Origin of the sequence: Amaricoccus sp. (assembly GCF_017993425.1) — a bacterium.
Classification (GTDB): domain Bacteria; phylum Pseudomonadota; class Alphaproteobacteria; order Rhodobacterales; family Rhodobacteraceae; genus Amaricoccus.
Genome location: NZ_JAGOMQ010000036.1, coordinates 16,082 through 36,956 on the forward strand (window position 1 = coordinate 16,082; position 20,875 = coordinate 36,956).

Here is a 20,875-nt window from a genome sequence, read left to right on the forward strand (position 1 = left end):
TTTCAAATGCTTGCTCGCCTATCACGCGTGTTAGGCCCCCAAAGCCTCCGCCGCTTCCCCCCCGGCGCGGCACGGCCGTCACACCGCGGCGCAGTCCGCGAGGATGTCCTTGAGCTGCGAGCGGATCGAGCCCTTGTGCGGGCTGTAGGCGCCGCTGAACACCGCCGTGCCGATGGTGAACCCGTCCGCTCCGGCCTCCGCCAGCGCCCGGATGCGGTCCTTGCCCGCCACCGATCCCGCGACGATCAGCGTCGCCTCGCCGAGCCCGCGCCGCGCCGCGCGCACCAGCTCGATCGGGTCCGCCTCCGTCGCGCGATAGGCGAGCAGGTCGCACCCCGCGCAGCCCATCGCCACGAACCGCGCCGCCTGCGCCTCCACCTCGGCGGGCGTCCCCCCGAGCCGGGTCGGATGCCCCTCGGGCCGCCCGGGAAACGGAAAATACGCCGTCCGCCCGCCGAGCAGCGCCAAGGCCTCGCCGACGGCGGTGCCGCCGAGCAGCCGGTCGACCCCGATCTCGCGGGCCACCTCGACCGAGCGCAGCTCCGCCGCGCGCGAGGTCGAGACCACCTCCATGTAGCTCATCGCCCCGGTCGCCTTGATCGCCGCGTCGAGCGCCCGCAGCGTCGCGAAATCGACGCCCACGTCCTTGAAGCCGATATGCCCGAGCCCGAGCGGGGCGATCTCCTCGACGAGCTCCAGGCAGTCGTCCACCGTGCGGTCGTCGCGCGTCAGCATGAAGATGAAGTCCATCACAGCGCCCCCGCCAGGCCTGAGAGCCGCCCGGTGTCCCCGGCGAGGTCGAGGCAGGTGTACCGCTCCCGAATCTCGCGCGCCCTGAGCAAGGCCCGCTCGTAGAACCCTCGCGTGAGATGGATCGCCTCCGGCGCCACATCCGCCCCGGCCGCCCGCAGCACGCTCTCCAGATGCCGCGACGGCAGCAGCACCGCCGCCACCTTCTCGCGAATGTCGTCCCACCGCTCGGCTGCCCGCGCATTCAGCGCCTCCGCCCGACCCGCGTCGAGCCGCTTCTGCCGGTAGGCCGCCCAGCACGACGCCCCGAGCTCCGCGCCGTAGCGCCCGACGAACTCCGCCTCCGTCGCCGCGTCCGCCTTGAACCGCGGCCGTTCCTCCAGCATCCGCTCCTGCAACCGCGCCACCGACAGCGTGGTGACGCCGACCTGCTCGCCGTGGAAGACCAGCGGCCGGTCATGGTCGGCGAACATGTCGATGAAATGGCTGACCAGGTGCTCCCCCTGGCTCGCCGGCTGGCTGTTGCCGACGATCGCCGTCCCGAACCCGGCGAGCAGCAGCGTGCTCACCAGCCGCTCGACGATCTCCGGATCGCCCCGCATCAGCGCCGCCGCCCCGTCGAACAGCGGCCCCTCGTCCTCGGCGAGCAGGTCGAACGGCAGCGCGCGATAGGGCGTGTCGAGGAGCAGATGCGCCATCAGCCAGTCAGCCTGCGCCGTCGTCCGGCACAGGCTGTCGCCGAGCCCGGCACGGAGCAGCCGCGCCGGCGCCGCCCCGAGGACGCGCAAATCGAAGAACGCCCCCGCCGGCGCCTGCGCCGGCAGCGACAGCTTGTGCCCATGCACGGTGATCGCCGCGTTCAGCGACACGAAGCCATTCATCGACGGCGCCGTCGCAAAGACCGCATAAGGCTTGCCGTCGAGCGCGCTCGCATATTTGCCGATGTCGTTGATCGTCCCCGACCCGACCGCGATCAGCGCGTCGTCCCCCGCCGTCGCCGCCCGGACCCGCGCCACCGCCGCGTCGTCGGGATGGACGCCGGCCTCGAGCACCACCGATCGGACCTCGTGCGCCCCCGCGATCGCCCGCTCGACCCGCGCCCCCAGCACCTCGTGCGTCGTCGGGTCGGACACCACCGCCACCCGCCGCCCGAAGCCGAGCCCGCGGACCAGCTCCGCCTCCATGCCGTCGAGCGAGCGCTCGATCGCCAGCGACCGGGTCGCGACGCCGATCCTCTCCCCGGTCTCGCGGTCCACATACGTCCCGCGCAGCAGCGCGTCGATCTTCCCGCCAAGCGCCATCACAGCCCTCCGACCCGCCGGGGATGTTGTGTCTCCAACACCCGATACGACGATCCACCCGCCCCGGCCCGCGTCGGCCGCATCGCATTTGCCTGGCGTCCGCTTGCGCGCATCGGTCCGCCCGCCTCCTCAATCCGCCGCGACGTGCAACGCCGGCCCCGCCCGGCCCGCCTCGAACCCCGGCGGATCGGCCGCGTCCGTCACCAGATGGGTGAACTCCGCGAGCCCCGCGATCCGCTCGAACTGCACCACCCCGAACTTGCCCCGGTCGGCGATCAGCAGGCTGGCCGAGGCCTGCGCCATCATCGCCCGCTTCACCGCCACCGCCTCGGAATTGGCGTCCGACGCCGCGCCGTCGGCGACGCCCCCGGCGCTCGTCACCGCCGCGTCGGCGCGGAAGCGCCCGAGGAAGTCCACCGTGTGCTGCCCGAAGACCGCGTTCTCCCGCGGGTCGAAATCCCCCGGGGCCAGCATGACCCGGATCGCCGGGTTGGCCCCGAGCAGCGCCGCGTGGCGCAGGCTGTTGGTGATCGCCGTCAGCCGCACCCGCCCACCGCGCGGCACGGCCGCCGCCAGCGCCTCGCAGACATGCGCCGCCGTCGATCCGGCGTCGACCATCACGATCGCGCACCCCGCGAGCAGCCCGACCGCCACCCGCGCCATCCGCCGCCGCCCGTCGGGGTTGACCAGCTCGCGCTCGCTCAGCCCCGGCTCGGCGTTCATCGGCGAGGCGACGGCGCCCCCATAGGTGCGCGCCAGCAACCCGCGCGACGCCAGATCGTCGATGTCGCGCCGGATCGTCTCCTTGGTCACCGCGAAGCGGTCGGCGAGGCTCCCGAGCCGGATGCTCGGGTTCGCGCGGAACTGCTCGAGGATCCGCTCCTGCCGCGCCGTCTTGGCCAGCGTCATCCGCGGCCCTGCCCGTAGCTCTCGAAGCGCCGCTGCGTAGCGACGATCTGCGCGTCCGTCAGCACGTTCGGGCCGCCGATCAGCAGCGCGTTGAAGTATTGCCGCGCCAGCGTCTCCACCTCCACCGCCAGCCACAGCGCCTTCCGCAGGTCCGGCCCGGTCGCGATCATCCCGTGGTTCGCCAGCAGGCAGGCCGCCCGCTCCCTCAGCGCCTCCACCACGAGGTCCGCAAGCTCGCGCGTCCCGAAGGTCACGTAGGGCACGCAGGGAATGTCCGGGCCGCCGGCCGCCGCCACCATGTAGTGGACCGCCGGGATGCCCATCCCGCGGATCGCCAGCGTGGTGCAATAGATCGCGTGGGTATGCACCACCGACCCCACCTCGGGCTTGCGCTCGATGATCGCGGCATGGAACCGCCATTCGGATGACGGTTTCACGTCACCCTGGTAGCTGCCGTCATACCGGAGGAACACGACGTCATGCGCCGTCATCCCGGCATAGTCGACGCCCGACGGAGAGATCAGCAGCCCGTCCCGCCAGCGCACCGAGATATTGCCGGAGGTCCCCTGGTTGATCCCGAGCGCATTCATCCGCCGGCACGCCTCGACGATCGAATTCCTTGCCGCCCACTCCCCGCCCATGCCCGCCCTCGGATGTTGCATTGACAACATTCAGCCTATGCCATCTTCTGATCTGCAACAATCCCCGATCTGCGATGCCCGCCATGGACGCCCCCGACCTGACCCCCGCCGAGGCCTTCGCCGCCTACGAATCCGTCCGGTCCCGCCTTCCCGCGCCGCCGCCGGTCGCGGGCGCGTGCCGGGCGGCGGCGAGCCTCGATGCGCTGGCGGGGCAGTTCGACGTGTTCCTGCTCGACGCCTTCGGGGTGCTCAACATCGGGGAGACCGCGATTCCCGGGGTCGTCGAGCGGCTGCGCGGGCTGCGCGCCTCGGGCAAGCGGATGATCGTGCTGACGAACGCGGCGAGCTTCCCGACGGGGGAGCTGGTCGCGAAGTATCGCCGGCTCGGCTACGATTTCGCGGCCGACGAGGTGATCTCCAGCCGCGACGCGCTGCGGGCGGCGCTGGCGGGGCAGGCGGCGCGGCGCTGGGGAGTGATGATCCCCGAAGGCGCGAGCCTCGCCGACATTCCGGGCAAGGCGCTGCTCCCGCTCGGCGACGACGCCGCGCCCTACGCCGAGGCCGAGGGCTTCCTCCTGCTCGGCAGCGGCGGCTGGACGCTGGCGCGGCAGGCCCGGCTCGAGGCGGCGCTGGCGCGGGACCCTCGGCCGGTGCTGGTCGGCAACCCGGACATCGTGGCGCCACGCGAGGCGGGCTTCACCATCGAGCCGGGCCGGTTCGCGCATCTCTGCGCCGACCGGACGCCGGTCGTGCCGAGGTTCTACGGCAAGCCGTTTCCGGATGTCTACGCGATGGCCTTCGAGCGGCTCGGGCAGGTCGACCGGAGCCGGGTGGTGATGGTGGGCGACAGCCTCCACACGGACGTGCTGGGGGCGCGGGTGGCCGGGGTGGCGGCCGCGCTGGTCACCGGCTGGGGCTTCTGGAGCGGCGTGGATCCGGGCCCGGCGATCCGGGCGTCGAGGCTCGCGCCGGACTTCTTGCTGGAGCGGCCCTGAAGGCTTCGCACACGTTGATGCCAATCATCAGATTGATTTCGATAGATAAACCCGAAACTCCGAGTTAACGGCGCCGGACCCGTTCAGGAGGTCAGGGCGGCGTAGGCGCGCAGCGCGGATTCGGGCCCGTCGGGGTGGTCCCAGATCTCGGCGCCGAGGGCGAGGAAGTCGGCGACCGGCGCCAGCGTGGCGGCGAGCGGGAGGGTGAGGCCGCCTTCGGCGACGACGGGGGTCTCGATCATCTCGGACCACCACTCGAAGAGCTCGAAGGGCGCGGTCACCCCGTCGCCGAGGACGCCGGCCTCGACCGGGCCGAAGGCGACGTAGTCGGCGCCGATCTCGGCCGCGGTCATGCCGTCGTGGCGCGAGGCGCGGGCGTGCGCCCCCACGATCCCGTTCGCCCCCAGCGCCTCCCGCGCCGCGCGCACCCGCCGGGGGCCGTCGGCGAGGTGGACCCCGTCGAGCCCCAGCCGCGCCGCCAGGCGGTAATGCTCCGCGACCACCAGCGGCACGTCGCGGGCGTGGCAGACCGCGCGCAGCGCGTCGGCCGCGCGGGTCAGCTCGTCCTCGGAGGCCGTGGCGAGCGACAGGCGCACGCAGGCGACCTCGACCGCGTCGAGCAGCCTTGCGAGCAGCTCGCCGAACGGCTCCAGCGTCAGGATCGGCGGCGTGACCAGGTAGAGCCGCGGCTCGGCCATGGGCGGGCCGCGCTCAGCCCCGGCGCTTGAGGATCGACCGGCCGGCGAAGATCGCGTCGTCGCCGAGATCCTCCTCGAGCCGGATCAGCTGGTTGTATTTCGCGAGCCGGTCGGAGCGCGAGAGCGAGCCGGTCTTGATCTGGCCGCAGTTCGTCGCGACGGCGAGGTCGGCGATCGTCGCATCCTCGGTCTCGCCCGAGCGGTGCGACATGACGGCCGTGTAGCCGGCCCGGTGCGCCATGTCGACGGCGGCCAGCGTCTCGGTCAGCGAGCCGATCTGGTTCACCTTGACGAGGATCGAGTTGGCCACCCCGGCCTCGATGCCGCGGGAGAGCCGCTCGGTGTTGGTGACGAAGAGGTCGTCGCCGACGAGCTGGCAGCGGCCGCCGAGCTGATCGGTCAGCAGCTTCCAGCCCTCCCAGTCGTCCTCGGACATGCCGTCCTCGATCGAGATGATCGGATAGCTGTCGACGAGCGCGGCGAGATAGGCGGCGTTCTCGGCGGGCGTCAGGATCTTGCCCTCGCCGGAGATGTCGTACTTGCCGTCCTTGAAGTACTCGGTCGCGGCGCAGTCGAGCGCGAGGTAGACGTCCTCGCCGGGGCGGTAGCCGGCCTTCTCGATCGAGCGCATGATGAAGTCGAGCGCGTCGCGGGTCGAGGAGAGGTTGGGGGCGAAGCCGCCCTCGTCGCCGACGGCGGTGTTGTGGCCGGCGTCGTGCAGGCCCTTCTTCAGCGCGTGGAACACCTCGGCGCCGATGCGCACCGCCTCGCGCAGGGACTCGGCGCCGACCGGCATCACCATGAATTCCTGGATGTCGATCGGATTGTCGGCGTGCTGGCCGCCGTTGATGATGTTCATCATCGGCACCGGCAGCACGCGGGCGGAGACGCCGCCGACGTAGCGGTAGAGCGGCGCGCCGAGGCTGGTGGCGGCGGCCTTGGCGGCGGCGAGGCTGACGCCGAGGATGGCGTTGGCGCCGAGGCGGCCCTTGTTGGCGGTGCCGTCGAGCTCGTTCAGGATGCGGTCGACATGGACCTGGTCGGTGGCGCGGAGCCCGGTGAGCGCGTCGCAGATGGCGCCGTTCACCGCCTCGACGGCGCCGAGCACGCCCTTGCCGCCGTAGCGCTTCTTGTCGCCGTCGCGCAGCTCGACCGCCTCGTGGGCGCCGGTCGACGCGCCGGAGGGCACGGCGGCGCGGCCGAGGGAGCCATCCTCCAGCAGGACGTCCACCTCGACCGTCGGGTTGCCCCGGCTGTCCAGGATCTCCCGCGCGACGACGTCAATGATGACCGACATGGTGCTCCCCCGAAAGCGGTTCGGGTGAGCCTTTAGCGGATGGCGGGCCGGCGCGGAACTGGAAATTGCGCGGGCGGGCTCAGGCGACGGCGGCCCGCCAGGCGGCGGCGTAGGCGGCGAGGCCAGCCGCGTCCGCCGGGAGCGAGGTCGGGCGCGCGGCGGCGGGGCGGGCGTCGGGCGCGGCAAGGAGGGCGGCGCCGACGCTGGTGCCGGTGCCGCCGGCGGCGGGCAGGAGCACGGGCCGGGCGGTGGCGGCGGCGAGCATGGCGAGGAAGGCGGGGTTCGCGCCGAACGGGCCCTCGACCAGGGTGGGACCCGCGGCGCCGATGGCGTCGAGGCAGGTCGCGGTCACCAGCGCGAGGTAGAGCGAGACGGCGGCGGCGCGCTGGCCGTCGGTCGCGGGCTCGGCGGTCCAGGCGGCGGCGCGGCCCTGGAAGGGGCCGGAGCCGGGCTCGAGGGCGGGCAGGAGCATGGTCCCCGAGGCGAGGACGGCGGCGAGGTCGGCCGGGCTCGCCTCGACGGCGCGGCCGGCGGCGGCGATCTCGCGCTCGCGGCCGCCCATGAAGCGGGCGGAGGGGACGGGGGCGCCGGTGGCGTCGACGTTCATCAGGGTGTCGCGGGCCGGGTCGAGGGCGACGCGGCGGCCGCCGACGGCCATGGCGATCACCCAGGTGCCGGTGGAGACGACCGCGAAGGGGGCGGGGCGGGCGAGGAGGTGCGGCAGCAGCGAGGCGTTGGAATCGTGGATGCCGCAGAAGACCGGGGTGTCGGGGGCGAGGCCGGTGGCGGCGGCGACCTCCGGCGTGACCGGGCCGAGGCGGTCGGCGGCGGGGCGGAGCGGCGCAAGGCGGGCGGCCCAGCCCTCGGCGACGGCGAGCGAGGAGGGCGCGCGGGCGGCGGGGTTCCAGAGATCGGTGTGGCAGCCGAGCGAGGTCGCCTCGGAGGCGGCGACGCCAGAGAGGCGGAAGGCCCAGTATTGCGGATACGGCAGGATGGTCGCGGCCCGGGCGAAGGCGTCGGGGAAGGCGCGGGCCTGCCAGAAGAGCTGGGCGCCGAGGTTGAGGCCGAGGGGGAGGCGGGGCGTGCCGGTCTCGGCGAAGGGCGGGCGGGCGGCGTCGTAGGCGGCGGCGAGGGCGTCGGGGCCGGGATGCTCGTAGTCGAGGACCGGCAGCGCGAGCTCGCCCGCGGCGTCGAGGAGCGCCGCGGCGGCGCCGTGGGTGGTGACCACGATGGCGTCGATCCGGCGCCCGGCGTTCAGCTCGGCGATGCCGGCGAGCAGGAAGGACCAGAGCCCGTCGATGTCGGCGTGGGGGTAGGGCGGCCCGGGCAGGGGGCGGTTCGGCGTCGTCCGGGCGGCGGTCTCGGTCAGGGTCGCGACGTCGACCAGCGCCAGCTTGGCGTTGGTCTTGCCGATGTCGACGACGAGGATGTGGCGGGGCGGCGGGGTCATGCGGGAGAACGTCCCACAGTGGGATGCGAGCCAAGTCTCTGGGATGGCTTGATAAAAGAGTTAACGGGGCAGTTATCCACAGGCTCAGGCCCGGCGACGGGGCAGGCGCGCGGCGAGGCGGGGCAGCGCGATCACCGCGATGAGCAGGAGGCCGATGAAGATCGACATGACGATGCCCGGCACGTTGAGGAGGCCGAAGCCGAAGGTGACCATGCCGAGGACGAGGGCGGCGATGACGACGCCGGGGATCGAGCCCGCGCCCCCGAGGATCGAGACGCCGCCGAGGACGACCATGGTGACGATCTCGAGCTCCCAGCCGAAGGCGATCGAGGGCCGGGTCGAGCCGAGGCGGGAGGTGAGGCAGACGGCGGCGACGCCGGACATCAGGCCGGTCATCAGGAAGAGCAGGAACTTCACGCGGGGGACGCGGACGCCGGAGAAGAGCGCGGCGGTCGGGTTGTTGCCGATGGCGTAGATGGTGCGGCCGAAGGAGGTGGCGTGGAGGAGGACGGCGAAGGCGAGCGCCAGGGCGGCGAAGAGCGTGAGCTCGAAGGAGAGCACCCACCAGACGTAGCCCTGGCCGAAGAAGGCGAAGGCGGGCGGGTAGCCGGTATAGGCCTGGTCGCCGAGGACGATGTAGGCGACGCCGCGGAAGAGGCTCATCGTGCCGATGGTCACCACGATGGAGGGCAGGCCCATGCGGGTGACGAGGGTTCCGTTGACGGCGCCGCAGGCGAGGCCGGTGGCGAGCCCGATCAGGACGAGGCCGGGGGTGGGGACGCCGGCCTGGGCGGCGGCGCCCATGGCGGTGGAGGCGAGCGCGATGATGGCGGCGACGGAGAGGTCGATCTCGCCGGCGATGACGAGGAGCGCCATGGGGAAGGCGATCATCGCCTTCTCGGTGAAGTTGAAGGTCGCGTCGGAGAGGTTCCAAGCGTTGAGGAAATAGGGCGAGGCGAGGCTGTTGGCGACGAAGACCGCGAGGGCGACGGCGAGGAGCAGCGCCTCCCACGAGCGGACGGCGCGCCAGGCGCGGGAATGCAGGCGGTCGGGGATGAGGCGCGGGGCGTCGGGGGCGGCGGTCATCGGGGCCTCCGGGCTGGGATGCGGGAAGGGATGCGGGCGGGCCGCGCCGGGCGCGGCGGACGGGCGGTCGGCGTGGGGGCGAAGGCGCCCGCGGTGCTGTTGCGTGCCCCCGGGACGGGGGGAGGCGGGGTCATGCCGCGGCTTCCGCGGACTTGAGGATCACCCGGCCCTTGCGGCGCTCGGCGCGGGCGTTGACGGCGACGGCGACGATGATCGCGGCGCCGGAGATGGCGAGCTGCCAGAAGGGCGAGATGTTGACGACGGGCAGCGCGTTCTTGATGACGCCGAGGAAGAGCGCGCCCATCACCGCGCCGGCGACCGAGCCGACGCCGCCGGCGATGGAGACGCCGCCGATGACGCAGGCGGCGATGACGTCGAGCTCGAAGCCCGCCGCGATGTCGACATAGGCGACGGCGTAGCGGGCGACCCAGAGGTAGCCGCAGAGGCCGCCGAGGGCGCCGGAGAGCACGAAGGCGGCGAAGCGGGTGCGGCCGACGTCGATGCCGGCATAGGCGGCGGCGTGGGGGTTGCCGCCGACGGCGTAGAAGGCGCGGCCGAGCGCGGTGCGGGTGACGAGGAGCCAGACCGCGACGACGACGAGGACGGCGATCCACGAGAGGAGCGGCAGGCCGAGGAGGAGCGTGCGGGGCAGCGCCTTGAAGGCCGGGCTCATCTCGTGGGCGTTGATCCACTCGCCGCCGGAGAGGACGAAGATCAGCCCGCGGTAGATGGTGAGCGTGCCGAGGGTGACGACGATGGGCGGGATCTCCAGCCGCCAGACGAGGAGGCCGTTGACCGCCCCGAGGGCGGCGCCGAGGACGAGGGCGAGCGCGAGGAGCCCGAGGACCGGCGCGCCGGGGAAGGCCTGGTTCAGCATGGCGACGACCATGCCGGTCAGCGCGAGGTTGGCGGCGACGGAGAGGTCGATGCACTTGGTCAGGATCACCGCCATCTGGCCGAGGGCGAGCACGATAAGGATCGACGTGTCGTTGAACACGTTGGCGAGGTTCGCCGGCCGCGCGAAGGCGGGGAAGCGGGTGGAGATGAGCAGGATCAGCGCCAGGATGGCGCCGGCGAGCAGGATCTCGCGGGACTTGAGGGCGCGGTCCATCAGGCGGGCCTTTGGGTGAGCGGAAGGAGACGGAAGGCTTGGGGGTCGTTGGCCGGACGGCCGGGCCGTGGGGCTCTTCGCCCTGCGAAAGCGACGCATTGCGTCGCGCAGGGCGTCGCCCCGGAGCGCGTTGGCGCGGAGGGGCGAGGGGCGCCGAGCTGTCCCGTTGCGCGCCAATCCGCGCGCGCCTGCCTGGGCTGGCGCGGTAACGCGCCTGCCAAGGGGCAGGCAGGCGCGCGCCCCATCACGCCGCCTCCTCCAGCCCGGCGGCGGCGCGGACGAGCGTTTCCGGCGTCAGGCCGTCGCGGTCGTATTCCCCGACGACGCGGCCCTCGCGCATGACGATCACGCGGTCGGACATGCCGAGGATCTCGGGGATTTCCGACGAGACCATGATGACGGCGAGGCCGGCGGCGGCGAGCTCGGCCATGAACTCGTGGACGGCGGCCTTGGAGCCGATGTCGATGCCCTTGGTCGGCTCGTCGAGGATGATGACACGGGGCTTCGTGGCCAGCCACTTGGCGATCACCACCTTCTGCTGGTTGCCGCCCGAGAGCTGGCCGAGCTCCTGGTCGAGCGCGGCGGCGCGCAGCTCGAGCCGGGTGGCGTAGTCGCGGGCGAGCCGGAACTCCTCGGCCATCCGCAGGAAGCCGCGGCGCGAGGTTCGCGAAAGCGAGGGCAGCGTGATGTTCTGGTAGATCGGCAGCGGCCGGATCGCGCCTTGCAGGCCGCGGTCCTCGGGCACGTAGACGACGCCGCGGGCGATCGCCTCGGCGGGCGAGCGGATCACCGCGATGCGGCCGTCGATCTTCGCGACGCCCTTCGAGGGTCTGGTGACGCCGAAGAGGGACTGCATGAACTCCGACCGCCCGGCGCCGACGAGGCCGTAGAAGCCGAGGATCTCTCCGGCGCGCAAGGTGAAGCCGATGTCGGCGAACTCGGTCGGGTGGGAGTAGCCGACGACCTGGAGGACCTCGGCGCCGGGGGCGCGGGCGCGGGCGGGGAAGATCGCGTCGATGGAGCGGCCGACCATCAGGCGGACCAACTCGGCCTCGGTGACGTCGGCCATCATCCCGTCGCCGACGTGGCGGCCGTCGCGGAACACCGTCCAGCGGTCCGCGATGCGGAAGATCTCGTCGAACTTGTGGCTGATGAAGAGGATGGCCTTGCCCTGCGCCTTCAGCCGCTCGACCAGCTCGAAGAGCTCGGCGATCTCCTTGTGGCTGAGCGCGGCGGTCGGCTCGTCCATGATGACGACGCGGGCGTCGATGGAGAGGGCGCGGGCGACGGCCACGAGGTGCTTGTTGGCGATGCCGAGGTCGCGGAGCGGCGTGCGCGGGTCGACGGCCGCCCCGACCCGGGCGAGCATGGCGCTCGCGTCGGCGTTCATCCGCGCCCAGTCGATCAGCCCGAGGCGGCCCCGGGGCGCGTGGCCAAGGAAGATGTTCTCCGCGACCGTGAGGTCGTCGAAGAGCACCGTCTCCTGGTGGATGGCGGTTACCCCGGCGTCGGAGGCGGCGTGCGGCGTCGGGAAGCGGACCGGCGCGCCGTCGAGCGTGATGGCGCCTTCGTCGGGCTGGTAGATGCCGGTCAGGATCTTGACGATGGTCGATTTGCCGGCGCCGTTCTCGCCGACGAGCGCGGTGACCTGGCCCGGGTAGAGCGCGAGGCGCACGCCGTCGAGGGCGCGCACGCCGGGGAAGCTCTTGGAGACGCCGTCGAGCGCGAGCACGGGCAGGGCGGCGTCGGGCGCGGCTTTTGGCGCGAGGTCGCGGGCGGCGAGCATGGCGGGATCCATCCGTGGGCGCCTCCCGGGCGCGCGGGCCCGGGAGGCGGAGGGGTCGTCAGAAGATCGACTTGAACGCCTCGATGTTCGACTTGTCGTAGACGAAGGGGTCGGCCATCGCGCCCTCGAGGTTGTCGTCGAGCTTCACCTCGCCCATGCGCCCCATCGGGATGGTGCCGCCGGCCTTGGCCTCGGCCTTGTCGGTGGCGAGGTTGTAGGCGATCATCGTGGCGGAATAGCCGAGGTCGATCGGGTTCCAGATCGCGAAGGACTGGCTTGCGCCGTTCTCGACGAAGGCGGCCATCTCCGACGGCAGCCCGAGCCCGGTGACGTTGATCTGGCCGATCTTGCCGGCGTCGGTGACCGCCTGCGCCGCGGCGACGATGCCGACCGAGGTCGGCGCGATGATCGCCTTGAGATCGGGGTAGGTCGCCATCAGGCCTTGCGTCTCGCGGTAGGACTTGTCGGCGAGGTCGTCGCCATAGACCGTCGTGACCACGTTGATGCCGGGGTAGTTCCCCTTGACCTTGTTCATCTCCTCGATCCAGGTGTTCTGGTTCGTGGCGGTGGCCGAGGCCGAGAGCACCGCGACGTCGCCGCCGTCGGGCAGGTGGTCGGCGGCGAGCTTGATGATCATGTTGCCGATCAGCGGGCTCGACGAGGGGTTGAGCTGCATCTCCCGGCCCTCGGGCGCGACCCCGGAATCCCACGAGATGACGGTGATGCCGCGGTCCATCGCCTTCTTCAGCGCCGGGACCAGGGCGTCGCGGTCGTTGGCGGAGATGGCGATGGCGTCGACGCCCTGCGCGATCAGCGCGTTCACCACCTCGATCTGGCCCTCGGCGGTGGTGTCGGTCGGGCCGGTATAGATGATCTCGACGTCGCCGAGCTCCTTGGCCGCCTCCTCGGCGCCCTTGGCGGCGGCCTCGAAGAAGCCGATGCCGAGCGCCTTCGGCACCAGCGCGATGCGCGTCTGCGCCAGCCCCGGGGCGGCGAAGGCCGCGGCGACGGCGGCGGTGGCGAGAAGGGTCTTCCAGATGCTCATGATTTCCTCCCTGAGCGGATTTGTTCTCTAGCCGGCCTGCGCGGCCGGGGCGGCCTCCGGCGCCGCGACCACGAGCCGCACGCCGGCAGCCTCCAGCATGGCGGCGGCGGCGTCGCCGACGCGGTCGTCGGTGACGACGACGGCGATGCGCTCCAGCCCGCAGAGGATGAGGCTGGAGCGGCGCTCGAACTTCGTCGCGTCGACGAGGACGACGAGCTCGTCGGCCTGGTTCAGCATCTTCTGCTCGGCCTGGATCAGCAGCGGATCGGCCTCCATCAGCCCGAGATGGCCGAGGCCCTGCGCCCCCATGAACATGCGCCGCGCATAGAAGTTGCGGGTGACGTCGTTCTCGAACGGCGAGAGCACGATGTTCTGCTCGCGGTAGATGGTGCCGCCGGGGAGCAGGATGGTGTTGCGCGAATGCTTGAGCAGGTGCTCGGCGATCGGGAAGGAGTTGGTCAGGATCTGCAGCCGGCGGGCGGCCAGCGGGTAGACCATCTGGAACGTCGTCGTGCCGCCGTTGACGATGATCGGGTCGCCGTCGTCGCAGAGCGCCACGGCCTCGCGGGCGATGGCCTTCTTCTGCGCGATGTTGGCGGTCTCGTTGAGGCTGAACGGGCGGCCGGCGAGGCCGGGGAACTGCGGCGGCGAGATCGCCTCGGCGCCGCCGCGGACGCGGCGCAGCTTCTTCTGCATGTGGAGCGCGGCGATGTCGCGGCGGATCGTCGCCTCGGACGAGTCCGTCAGCTCGACCATCTCGGCGACGGTGACGACGGGCCGTGCCTGCACCGCCGCGACGATGAGCCGATGCCGTTCCTTCTCGTGCATCCTGCGCCTCCCTAGGCGATCGACATGCCACCGGCGCGGCGGTGCTGTCAATCAGTTTCGATCATGTTCGTTCATATTGCGCTGCAACATGCGCGACTATGATCGAAACTGATTGACAAGCGGGCCCGGGAGGAGGCATGGCTCGGGCGCAAAAGGGAGGATGCGATGCTCGACGCCAACCCCAACCGGCTCGCCGATCTCTGGGACGACGCGAAGGCCGCGGGCATGACCGAGCCGGAGCGCCTGCTCTACCGCTCGAACCTGCTCGGGGCGGACAAGCGGATCACCAACTACGGCGGCGGCAACACCTCGGCGAAGGTCCTGGCCCGCGATCCGCTGACGGGCGCGGAGGTCGAGGTCCTGTGGGTCAAGGGCTCGGGCGGCGACGTCGGCACGATGAAGCTCGACGGCTTCGCCACGCTCTACATGGAGAAGCTGCGCGCGCTGAAGGGGCTCTATCGCGGCCTCGCGCACGAGGACGAGATGGTGGGCTACCTGCCGCACTGCACCTTCGACCTCAACCCGCGGGCGGCCTCGATCGACACGCCGCTGCACGCCTTCGTGCCGCGCGCCCATGTCGACCACATGCACGCGGACGCGATCATCGCCATCGCCGCCTCGGCCGATTCGCGGGCGCTGACGGCGGAGATCTTCGGCGACGAGATCGGCTGGCTGCCGTGGAAGCGGCCGGGCTTCGAGCTCGGGCTGATGCTGGAGCGGTTCTGCCTGGAGAACCCGCAGGCGAAGGGCGTGGTGCTGGAGAGCCACGGGCTCTTCACCTGGGGCGACGACGCGAAGGGCTGCTACGAGACGACGATCGCCATCATCAACCGGGCGATCGAGTGGCTGGAGGCGCGCACGGCCGACGTCGCCGCCTTCGGCGGCGTGGCGCGGCCGGCGCTCGACGCGGAGGCGCGGCGGGCGACAGCAGCGCGGCTGATGCCGGCGATCCGCGGCATGGTGTCCGGCGAGGTCCGCATGGTCGGGCATTTCGACGACCAGCCGGCGGTGCTCGACTTCGTGGCGTCGCGCGACATGGGCCCGCTGGCGGCGCTGGGGACGAGCTGCCCCGACCATTTCCTGCGCACGAAGATCCGGCCGCTGGTGGTGGACTTCGACCCGGAGGCCCCGGACGTGGAGGCGACGCTGGCCGGCCTGCCGGCGGCGGTGGAGGCCTATCGGGCCGACTACGCGGCCTATTACGCGCGCTGCCGGCGCCCCGACAGCCCGGCGCTGCGGGATCCGAACGCGGTGGTCTATCTCGTGCCGGGGGTGGGGATGATCACCTTCGCCAAGGACAAGGCGACGGCGCGTATCTCGGGCGAGTTCTACGTCAACGCGATCAACGTGATGCGTGGCGCTTCTGCGATCTCGGAGTATCGCGGCCTGCCGGAGCAGGAGGCCTTCGACATCGAGTACTGGCTGCTCGAGGAGGCGAAGCTCCAGCGGATGCCGAAGCCGAAGAGCCTCGCGGGGCGGGTGGTGCTGGTCACCGGCGGCGCGGGCGGCATCGGGGCGGCGATCGCCGAGCGGCTGGCGAGCGAGGGGGCCTGCGTCATGCTCGCCGACATCGCGGCGGACGCGCTGGTGGAGGCCTCCGCCGGGCTTGTGGCGCGGCACGGACGCGACGTGATCGCCACCGCCGAGATGAACGTCACCGACGAGGCGGCGGTGGCGCGCGCCTACGCCGAGACGGCGCTCGCCTTCGGCGGCGTCGACATCGTGGTGTCGAACGCCGGCATCGCCTCCTCGGCGCCGGTCGAGGAGACCACGCTGGCGCTCTGGGACCGCAACATGGCGATCCTCTCCACCGGCTACTTCCTCGTCGCGCGCGAGGCATTCCGGATGCTGCGGGCGCAGGGCATCGGCGGGTCGGTGGTGTTCATCGCCTCGAAGAACGGCCTCGCCGCCTCGCCGGGGGCGGCGGCCTACTGCACGGCGAAGGCGAGCGAGATCCACCTCGCCCGCTGCCTGGCGCTCGAAGGCGCCGAGGCGGGGATCCGGGTGAACGTGGTCAACCCCGACGCGGTGCTGCGCGGCTCGCGCATCTGGCAGGGCGAGTGGCTGGAGCAGCGCGCCTCGACCTACAAGACCGACAAGGAGGGGCTGGAGGAGATGTACCGCCAGCGCTCGCTGCTGAAGCGCTCGGTCTTCTCGGAGGACATCGCCGAGGCGACCTACTTCTTCGCCTCGGAGGCCTCCGCCAAGTCCACCGGCAACATCGTCAACGTCGACGCCGGCAACGTGCAGGCGTTCACCAGATAGGGCGCGGCAGAGGATTTCATTCAGGTTAGCTTACCTGGAGAGCAGTCGGTTTTCCGCCAACAGGCGGAAAACAAGCAAAGAAACCACTGCGCGCACCGCGCGCTCGATCTGGCCGCAAAGGCGGCCGCGCGGCGCCAGCCGCGCCCCGGGGGAGGAAACCATGCCGGACACGCTGATCGACGCCACCCTGAGCGAGGAGCAGGCGCTCCGCCGCGACTACGAGACCCTCGGCGAGCGGCTGGCGCGCCGCGGCGTCGAGATCGACCGCATCCGCGACAAGGCGGCCGCCTTCGGCGTCGCCGTGCCGTCCTGGGGCGTCGGCACCGGGGGCACCCGCTTCGCGCGCTTCCCCGGCCCGGGCGAGCCGCGCGACGTCTTCGACAAGCTCGAGGACTGCGCCGTCATCCACCGGCTGACCGGCGCGACGCCGACCGTGTCGCTGCACATCCCCTGGGACCGCACCGACCCGGCGGCGCTGCGGGAAAAGGCGCGCGAGCTCGGCCTCGGCTTCGACGCGATGAACTCCAACACCTTCCAGGACAGCCCCGGCCAGAAGCTCAGCTACAAGTTCGGCTCGCTCAGCGCCGCAGACCCGGCGGTGCGGGCGCAGGCGGTCGCGCACAACCTCGACTGCATCGCCATCGGCGAGGCGATCGGCTCGAAGGCGCTCACCGTATGGATCGGCGACGGCTCGAACTTCCCCGGCCAGAGCCATCTCGGCCGCACCTTCGACCGCTACATGGACGCGATGGCGGAGGTCTATGCCGGGCTGTCGGCGGACTGGCGGCTCTTCACCGAGCACAAGATGTACGAGCCGGCGTTCTATTCGACCGTCGTGCAGGACTGGGGCACCAGCTACATGGCCGCCGAGGCGCTGGGGCCGCAGGCGTTCTGCCTCGTCGACCTCGGCCACCACGCGCCGAACGTCAACATAGAGATGATCGTGTCGCGGCTGATCCGGGCGGGCAAGCTCGGCGGCTTCCATTTCAACGACTCGAAATACGGCGACGACGACCTGGATGCGGGCTCCATCGACCCGTTCCGGCTGTTCCTCGTCTTCAACGAGCTGGTCGATGCGGAGGTCTCGGGGACGCCCGGCTTCCATCCGGCGCACATGATCGACCAGAGCCACAACGTCACCGACCCGATCGAGAGCCTGATGACCAGCGCGATGGAGATCGAGCGGGCCTATGTGCAGGCGCTCCTCGTCGACCGCGCCGCCCTCGACGGGTTCCAGGCGGAGAACGACGCGCTGATGGCGGCGCAGACGCTGAAGGCGGCGTTCCGCACCGACGTCGAGCCGATCCTCGCCATGGCGCGGGCCGGCAAGGGCGCGGCGATCGACCCGGTGGCGGCGTTCCGGCGCTCCGGCTATCGCGCCGAGGTCGCCGCGCGGCGTCCGGCGGTGGCGGGCGGCGGCGGCGGGATCGTGTAGCCCCGCGCGGGGGCGCCGCCGCCGGGTCGAAAAAAATTCCCGGAACGGCGGAACCCGACGCGACCCGCCGCGTTTCGGCTCCAGAGGCGGCGTCTTCGGCGTCGGCTCCCGGAGGAGTGCATTCGCCGCAGCGCCTCGCCGGACCGCCCCGAAAGCGGCCAGGAGACGCTGCGCCCCATGGCCCCGCCCCGGCTTTCCGGCCCCGGCGCCGACCGACCGCGACACGCGGCCGGCCGCGGCTGCGCGTCCCGATCCCTGAAACCGGACAGGAGGCCCTGAGGCCATGCAAGACTTCTTCGCCTTCGCGTACACGCCCGAGGGCTGGGCTGCGCTGGTCACGCTGGTGGCGATGGAGGTCGTGCTCGGCATCGACAACCTGATCTTCATCTCGATCCTGACCAACAAGCTGCCGCCCGAGCACCGGGTGAGGGCGCGGCGGCTCGGCATCGGCGCGGCGCTGATCATGCGGCTGATCCTGCTCGCCACGATCTCCTACATCGTGGCGATGACCGCGCCGGTCTTCACCGCGTTCGGCCACGGCTTCTCGTGGCGGGACCTGATCCTGATCGCCGGCGGCCTGTTCCTGATCTGGAAGGCGACGAAGGAGATCCACCACACCGTCGACCCGACCGACCACAAGGACGAGATGGTCGGCAAGGCGGTCAACGTCACGCTCGGGGGCGCGATCCTCCAGATCCTGCTGCTCGACCTGGTGTTCTCGGTCGATTCGATCATCACCGCGGTCGGCATGACCGAGCACCTCGCCATCATGTACATCGCGGTGATCGTCGCGATCACGGTGATGCTGCTCGCGGCGACGCCGCTGGCGAACTTCATCGAGAAGAACCCGACCATCGTCATGCTGGCGCTCGGGTTCCTGCTGATGATCGGCACGACGCTGATCGCCGACGGCTTCGGGTTCCACGTGCCGAAGGGCTACATCTATTCGGCGATGGCGTTCTCGGCGCTGGTCGAGGGGCTGAACATGCTGGCGCGCCAGGCGACCCGGCGCGGCCGCGACGGGCGCTGACGCGAGGTCGCGCTTTCCCGGCGACGCCGCCGGCCGCTATGGTCGCGGCGGAACCGGGAGGACGGCCGCGATGGGCTACGACACGATCGAGTACGCCGTCGAGGCGGGGGTCGCCACGCTGACGCTCGCCCGCGAGGACCGGCTCAACGCGCTGAACGGGGCGATGCGGCGCGAGATCGCCGACGCGGTCGGCCGGGCGGGCGCGGAGGCGCGGGCGCTGGTGCTGACCGGCCGGGGGCGGGCGTTCTGCACCGGGCAGGATCTCGGCGAGGCGGGGACCGGGCTCGAGGTCGGGCGGGTCCTGCGCGAGGAATACGAGCCGATGCTGCGGGCGATCTACGCCTGCCCCGTGCCGACGCTGGCCGCGGTCAACGGCGTGGCGGCGGGGGCGGGGGCGAACCTCGCGCTCGGCTGCGACGTGGCGATCGCGGCGGAATCGGCCGTCTTCATCCAGGCCTTCGCCCGGATCGGGCTCGCGCCCGACGCCGGCGGCACGTGGTGGCTGCCGCGGCAGGTCGGCTTCGCGCGGGCGATGGGGGCGGCGCTCTTCGCCGAGCCGGTTCCGGCGCGGCAGGCGGCGGAGTGGGGGATGATCTGGCAGGCGGTCGCGGACGCGGATCTCGCCGACGTGGTCGGCGCCCGGGCCCGCCAGCTCGCCGCGGGCCCGACGGCGGCCTACCGGCTGATCAAGCAGGGGCTGAGGCGGGGCATGGAGAACGACCTCGATACGCAGCTCGCGCTCGAGGCGGAGCTGCAGGCCGAGGCCGGGGCGACGCGGGACTTCCGCGAGGCGGTGGCGGCCTTCCTCGAGAAGCGGCCGCCGCGTTTCGAGGGGCGGTAGCGGGCCGCGCCTTGCGGCCGGGCGCGGGGCGTGGTCGAAGGCGGGGAACGAGGCAGGGCAGGGGGCCCCGATGATCGACGGGCTCGACGCGGGCACGCTCGCGACGCTGGTGGCGGCGCTCCTCGCGGCGGGCGCGGTGGTGGGGGTGCTGGCCGGGCTCTTCGGGGTCGGCGGCGGCGCGATCTCGGTGCCGGTGTTCTTCGAGATCTTCGGGATGCTCGGCTATCCGGAGGCGGTGCGGATGCCGCTGGCGGTGGGGACGTCGCTCGCGGTGATCATCCCGACGGCCATCGTCTCGGCGCGCGGGCACTACCTGCGCGGCACGGTGGACGTCGGGCTGCTGAAGCTCTGGGCCGTGCCGGTGGTGCTCGGGGTGGCGGCGGGCTCGCTGGTCGCCCGCTATGCGAACCCGGACCTCTTCAAGCTGGTCTTCATCGCGGTCTCGGCGGTGATCGCGGCGCGGCTTCTGAGCGGGGGGCGGGGATGGAAGCTGCGCGACGGGCTGCCCGGGCGGGCGGCGCTCCGGGTCTACGGCGTGGTGATCGGGCTCCTCGGCTCGCTGATGGGCGTGGGCGGCGGGGCGATGTCCAATTTGGTGCTGACGCTGCACGGGGTTCCGATCCACAACGCCGTCTCGACCTCGGCGGGCGTGGGGATCCTGATCTCGATCCCCGGCGCGCTCGGCTACATGGCGGCGGGCTGGGGCAAGCCGGGGCTGCCGCCGGACGCGATCGGCTATGTCTCGCTGCTCGCCTTCCTCGTCACCATCCCGACCTCGATGCTGACCACCCGGCTCGGGGTCCGGCTGGCGCACGCCCTGTCGCGCCGGGCGCTGGAGGTGGCGTTCGGGCTGTTCCTGCTCGCGGTCTGCGCCCGGTTCGTGGCGGCGATGATCTGGTGAGTCCGGCGGCCTCGTGGCACGAGGCCCACACTGCACGACACCTGTCTGCTCTGCTGGGTCCACGGGGCGCGCGCGCGCCGACCGACCGACCGAAGCGGGCTTGCCCGCGAGGCCCGGCGCGACAGGCGAAAGCACGGCTTTCGCCGCGCCGACGGCTGGAGCGCGTTGGCGCGGAAGCCGTGAGGGGCGCCGATTTCTCCGTCGCGCGCCATCCGTCCGTGAGCGCCCCGGCGAGCGCGGAATCGCGCTCGCCCCCCGAGGGGCGATCGCGGACGGATTTGCCACAGGTCAAATCCGTCGGGCGTCGGCGTCGCGGCCAGCCTCGGGCCGGGCTTCCTCTCCACTGTCGTGCAGTGTGACACGAGGCCAGGCCTCGTGGACACTGCACGACAGGAGCCGGTCGCCGCCCGAGGCCGCGTCGCTCCCCCCGACCGAAGCGGGCTCTGCCCGCGATGCTGCGGCGCGACAAGCGAAAGCAAGGCTTTCGCCGCGCCGACGGCTGGAGC

General features: G+C 72.1%; 18 protein-coding genes. 6 read left to right on the plus strand and 12 right to left on the minus strand.

Annotation, left to right across the window (positions count from 1 at the left end):
- Positions 1–78: 78 nt before the first annotated feature.
- The 4 genes from KBB57_RS15610 to KBB57_RS15625 form a co-directional block, all read right to left on the minus strand.
- The gene (locus tag KBB57_RS15610) at positions 79–750 is read right to left on the minus strand and encodes a hypothetical protein (protein WP_290752034.1); all 672 of its coding nucleotides are present in this window, start codon (positions 748–750) and stop codon (positions 79–81) included.
- On the minus strand, positions 750–2,051 hold the full coding sequence (locus KBB57_RS15615; RefSeq protein ID WP_290752036.1) for an iron-containing alcohol dehydrogenase: 1,302 nt from the start codon (positions 2,049–2,051) through the stop codon (positions 750–752). Before KBB57_RS15615 ends, KBB57_RS15610 begins: the two co-directional genes overlap by 1 nt.
- A 129-nt stretch (positions 2,052–2,180) precedes the next feature.
- Positions 2,181–2,960, minus strand: coding sequence for a DeoR/GlpR family DNA-binding transcription regulator (locus KBB57_RS15620; protein WP_290752038.1), 780 nt, complete (start codon positions 2,958–2,960; stop codon positions 2,181–2,183).
- Positions 2,957–3,601: a class II aldolase/adducin family protein gene (locus KBB57_RS15625; RefSeq protein ID WP_290752041.1), complete on the minus strand. Its 645-nt coding sequence runs from the start codon at positions 3,599–3,601 to the stop codon at positions 2,957–2,959. Before KBB57_RS15625 ends, KBB57_RS15620 begins: the two co-directional genes overlap by 4 nt.
- Before the next feature lie 83 nt (positions 3,602–3,684).
- Here KBB57_RS15625 and KBB57_RS15630 point away from each other — a divergent pair, with 83 nt between their 5' ends.
- A complete protein-coding gene (locus KBB57_RS15630; RefSeq protein ID WP_290752044.1) occupies positions 3,685–4,596 on the plus strand; it encodes an HAD-IIA family hydrolase in 912 nt (303 codons plus the stop codon).
- An 83-nt stretch (positions 4,597–4,679) separates the two neighbouring features.
- Here the strand turns inward: KBB57_RS15630 and KBB57_RS15635 are convergent, their stop codons facing one another.
- From KBB57_RS15635 to KBB57_RS15670, 8 genes are all read right to left on the minus strand, one after another.
- Positions 4,680–5,294: a thiamine phosphate synthase gene (locus tag KBB57_RS15635; RefSeq protein ID WP_290752047.1), complete on the minus strand. Its 615-nt coding sequence runs from the start codon at positions 5,292–5,294 to the stop codon at positions 4,680–4,682.
- Between the two features lie 13 nt (positions 5,295–5,307).
- Positions 5,308–6,591: a phosphopyruvate hydratase gene (eno, locus tag KBB57_RS15640; protein WP_290752049.1), complete on the minus strand. Its 1,284-nt coding sequence runs from the start codon at positions 6,589–6,591 to the stop codon at positions 5,308–5,310.
- Positions 6,592–6,670: 79 nt separating this feature from the next.
- Positions 6,671–8,041: an FGGY family carbohydrate kinase gene (locus KBB57_RS15645; protein WP_290752052.1), complete on the minus strand. Its 1,371-nt coding sequence runs from the start codon at positions 8,039–8,041 to the stop codon at positions 6,671–6,673.
- An 84-nt stretch (positions 8,042–8,125) separates the two neighbouring features.
- Positions 8,126–9,127 (minus strand): ABC transporter permease, encoded by a 1,002-nt coding sequence (locus KBB57_RS15650; RefSeq protein ID WP_290752054.1) that lies wholly within the window; start codon positions 9,125–9,127, stop codon positions 8,126–8,128.
- A 130-nt stretch (positions 9,128–9,257) separates the two neighbouring features.
- Entirely contained in the window at positions 9,258–10,238 is a 981-nt protein-coding gene (locus KBB57_RS15655; RefSeq protein ID WP_290752057.1) for an ABC transporter permease, read from the minus strand.
- 244 nt (positions 10,239–10,482) lie between these two features.
- Positions 10,483–12,024, minus strand: coding sequence for a sugar ABC transporter ATP-binding protein (locus KBB57_RS15660; protein ID WP_290752077.1), 1,542 nt, complete (start codon positions 12,022–12,024; stop codon positions 10,483–10,485).
- A gap of 58 nt (positions 12,025–12,082) precedes the next feature.
- The gene (gene rhaS, locus KBB57_RS15665) at positions 12,083–13,069 is read right to left on the minus strand and encodes a rhamnose ABC transporter substrate-binding protein (protein WP_290752059.1); all 987 of its coding nucleotides are present in this window, start codon (positions 13,067–13,069) and stop codon (positions 12,083–12,085) included.
- Between the two features lie 27 nt (positions 13,070–13,096).
- Positions 13,097–13,897, minus strand: coding sequence for a DeoR/GlpR family DNA-binding transcription regulator (locus tag KBB57_RS15670; protein ID WP_290752062.1), 801 nt, complete (start codon positions 13,895–13,897; stop codon positions 13,097–13,099).
- A gap of 165 nt (positions 13,898–14,062) precedes the next feature.
- Here KBB57_RS15670 and KBB57_RS15675 point away from each other — a divergent pair, with 165 nt between their 5' ends.
- The 5 genes from KBB57_RS15675 (at position 14,063) to KBB57_RS15695 (ending at position 20,369) form a co-directional block, all read left to right on the plus strand.
- A complete protein-coding gene (locus tag KBB57_RS15675; protein WP_290752064.1) occupies positions 14,063–16,162 on the plus strand; it encodes a bifunctional rhamnulose-1-phosphate aldolase/short-chain dehydrogenase in 2,100 nt (699 codons plus the stop codon).
- A 160-nt stretch (positions 16,163–16,322) separates the two neighbouring features.
- Positions 16,323–17,597, plus strand: a complete 1,275-nt coding sequence (gene rhaI, locus KBB57_RS15680; protein WP_290752066.1) for an L-rhamnose catabolism isomerase — start codon at positions 16,323–16,325, stop codon at positions 17,595–17,597.
- Between the two features lie 283 nt (positions 17,598–17,880).
- Entirely contained in the window at positions 17,881–18,627 is a 747-nt protein-coding gene (locus KBB57_RS15685; protein ID WP_290752069.1) for a TerC family protein, read from the plus strand.
- A 70-nt stretch (positions 18,628–18,697) separates the two neighbouring features.
- On the plus strand, positions 18,698–19,468 hold the full coding sequence (locus KBB57_RS15690) for an enoyl-CoA hydratase-related protein (protein WP_290752072.1): 771 nt from the start codon (positions 18,698–18,700) through the stop codon (positions 19,466–19,468).
- 73 nt (positions 19,469–19,541) lie between these two features.
- On the plus strand, positions 19,542–20,369 hold the full coding sequence (locus KBB57_RS15695; RefSeq protein WP_367272711.1) for a sulfite exporter TauE/SafE family protein: 828 nt from the start codon (positions 19,542–19,544) through the stop codon (positions 20,367–20,369).
- The last annotated feature ends 506 nt before the right edge of the window (positions 20,370–20,875 follow it).

Excerpts from the sequence above, each read along its gene's own strand:
- KBB57_RS15610 (WP_290752034.1), bottom strand. The coding sequence starts at position 750 with ATGGACTTCATCTTCATGCTGACGCGCGACGACCGCACGGTGGACGAC.
- KBB57_RS15615 (WP_290752036.1), bottom strand. The coding sequence starts at position 2,051 with ATGGCGCTTGGCGGGAAGATCGACGCGCTGCTGCGCGGGACGTATGTG.
- KBB57_RS15620 (WP_290752038.1), bottom strand. The coding sequence starts at position 2,960 with ATGACGCTGGCCAAGACGGCGCGGCAGGAGCGGATCCTCGAGCAGTTC.
- KBB57_RS15625 (WP_290752041.1), bottom strand. The coding sequence starts at position 3,601 with ATGGGCGGGGAGTGGGCGGCAAGGAATTCGATCGTCGAGGCGTGCCGG.
- KBB57_RS15630 (WP_290752044.1), top strand. The coding sequence starts at position 3,685 with ATGGACGCCCCCGACCTGACCCCCGCCGAGGCCTTCGCCGCCTACGAA.
- KBB57_RS15635 (WP_290752047.1), bottom strand. The coding sequence starts at position 5,294 with ATGGCCGAGCCGCGGCTCTACCTGGTCACGCCGCCGATCCTGACGCTG.
- eno (WP_290752049.1), bottom strand. The coding sequence starts at position 6,591 with ATGTCGGTCATCATTGACGTCGTCGCGCGGGAGATCCTGGACAGCCGG.
- KBB57_RS15645 (WP_290752052.1), bottom strand. The coding sequence starts at position 8,041 with ATGACCCCGCCGCCCCGCCACATCCTCGTCGTCGACATCGGCAAGACC.
- KBB57_RS15650 (WP_290752054.1), bottom strand. The coding sequence starts at position 9,127 with ATGACCGCCGCCCCCGACGCCCCGCGCCTCATCCCCGACCGCCTGCAT.
- KBB57_RS15655 (WP_290752057.1), bottom strand. The coding sequence starts at position 10,238 with ATGGACCGCGCCCTCAAGTCCCGCGAGATCCTGCTCGCCGGCGCCATC.
- KBB57_RS15660 (WP_290752077.1), bottom strand. The coding sequence starts at position 12,024 with ATGCTCGCCGCCCGCGACCTCGCGCCAAAAGCCGCGCCCGACGCCGCC.
- rhaS (WP_290752059.1), bottom strand. The coding sequence starts at position 13,069 with ATGAGCATCTGGAAGACCCTTCTCGCCACCGCCGCCGTCGCCGCGGCC.
- KBB57_RS15670 (WP_290752062.1), bottom strand. The coding sequence starts at position 13,897 with ATGCACGAGAAGGAACGGCATCGGCTCATCGTCGCGGCGGTGCAGGCA.
- KBB57_RS15675 (WP_290752064.1), top strand. The coding sequence starts at position 14,063 with ATGCTCGACGCCAACCCCAACCGGCTCGCCGATCTCTGGGACGACGCG.
- rhaI (WP_290752066.1), top strand. The coding sequence starts at position 16,323 with ATGCCGGACACGCTGATCGACGCCACCCTGAGCGAGGAGCAGGCGCTC.
- KBB57_RS15685 (WP_290752069.1), top strand. The coding sequence starts at position 17,881 with ATGCAAGACTTCTTCGCCTTCGCGTACACGCCCGAGGGCTGGGCTGCG.
- KBB57_RS15690 (WP_290752072.1), top strand. The coding sequence starts at position 18,698 with ATGGGCTACGACACGATCGAGTACGCCGTCGAGGCGGGGGTCGCCACG.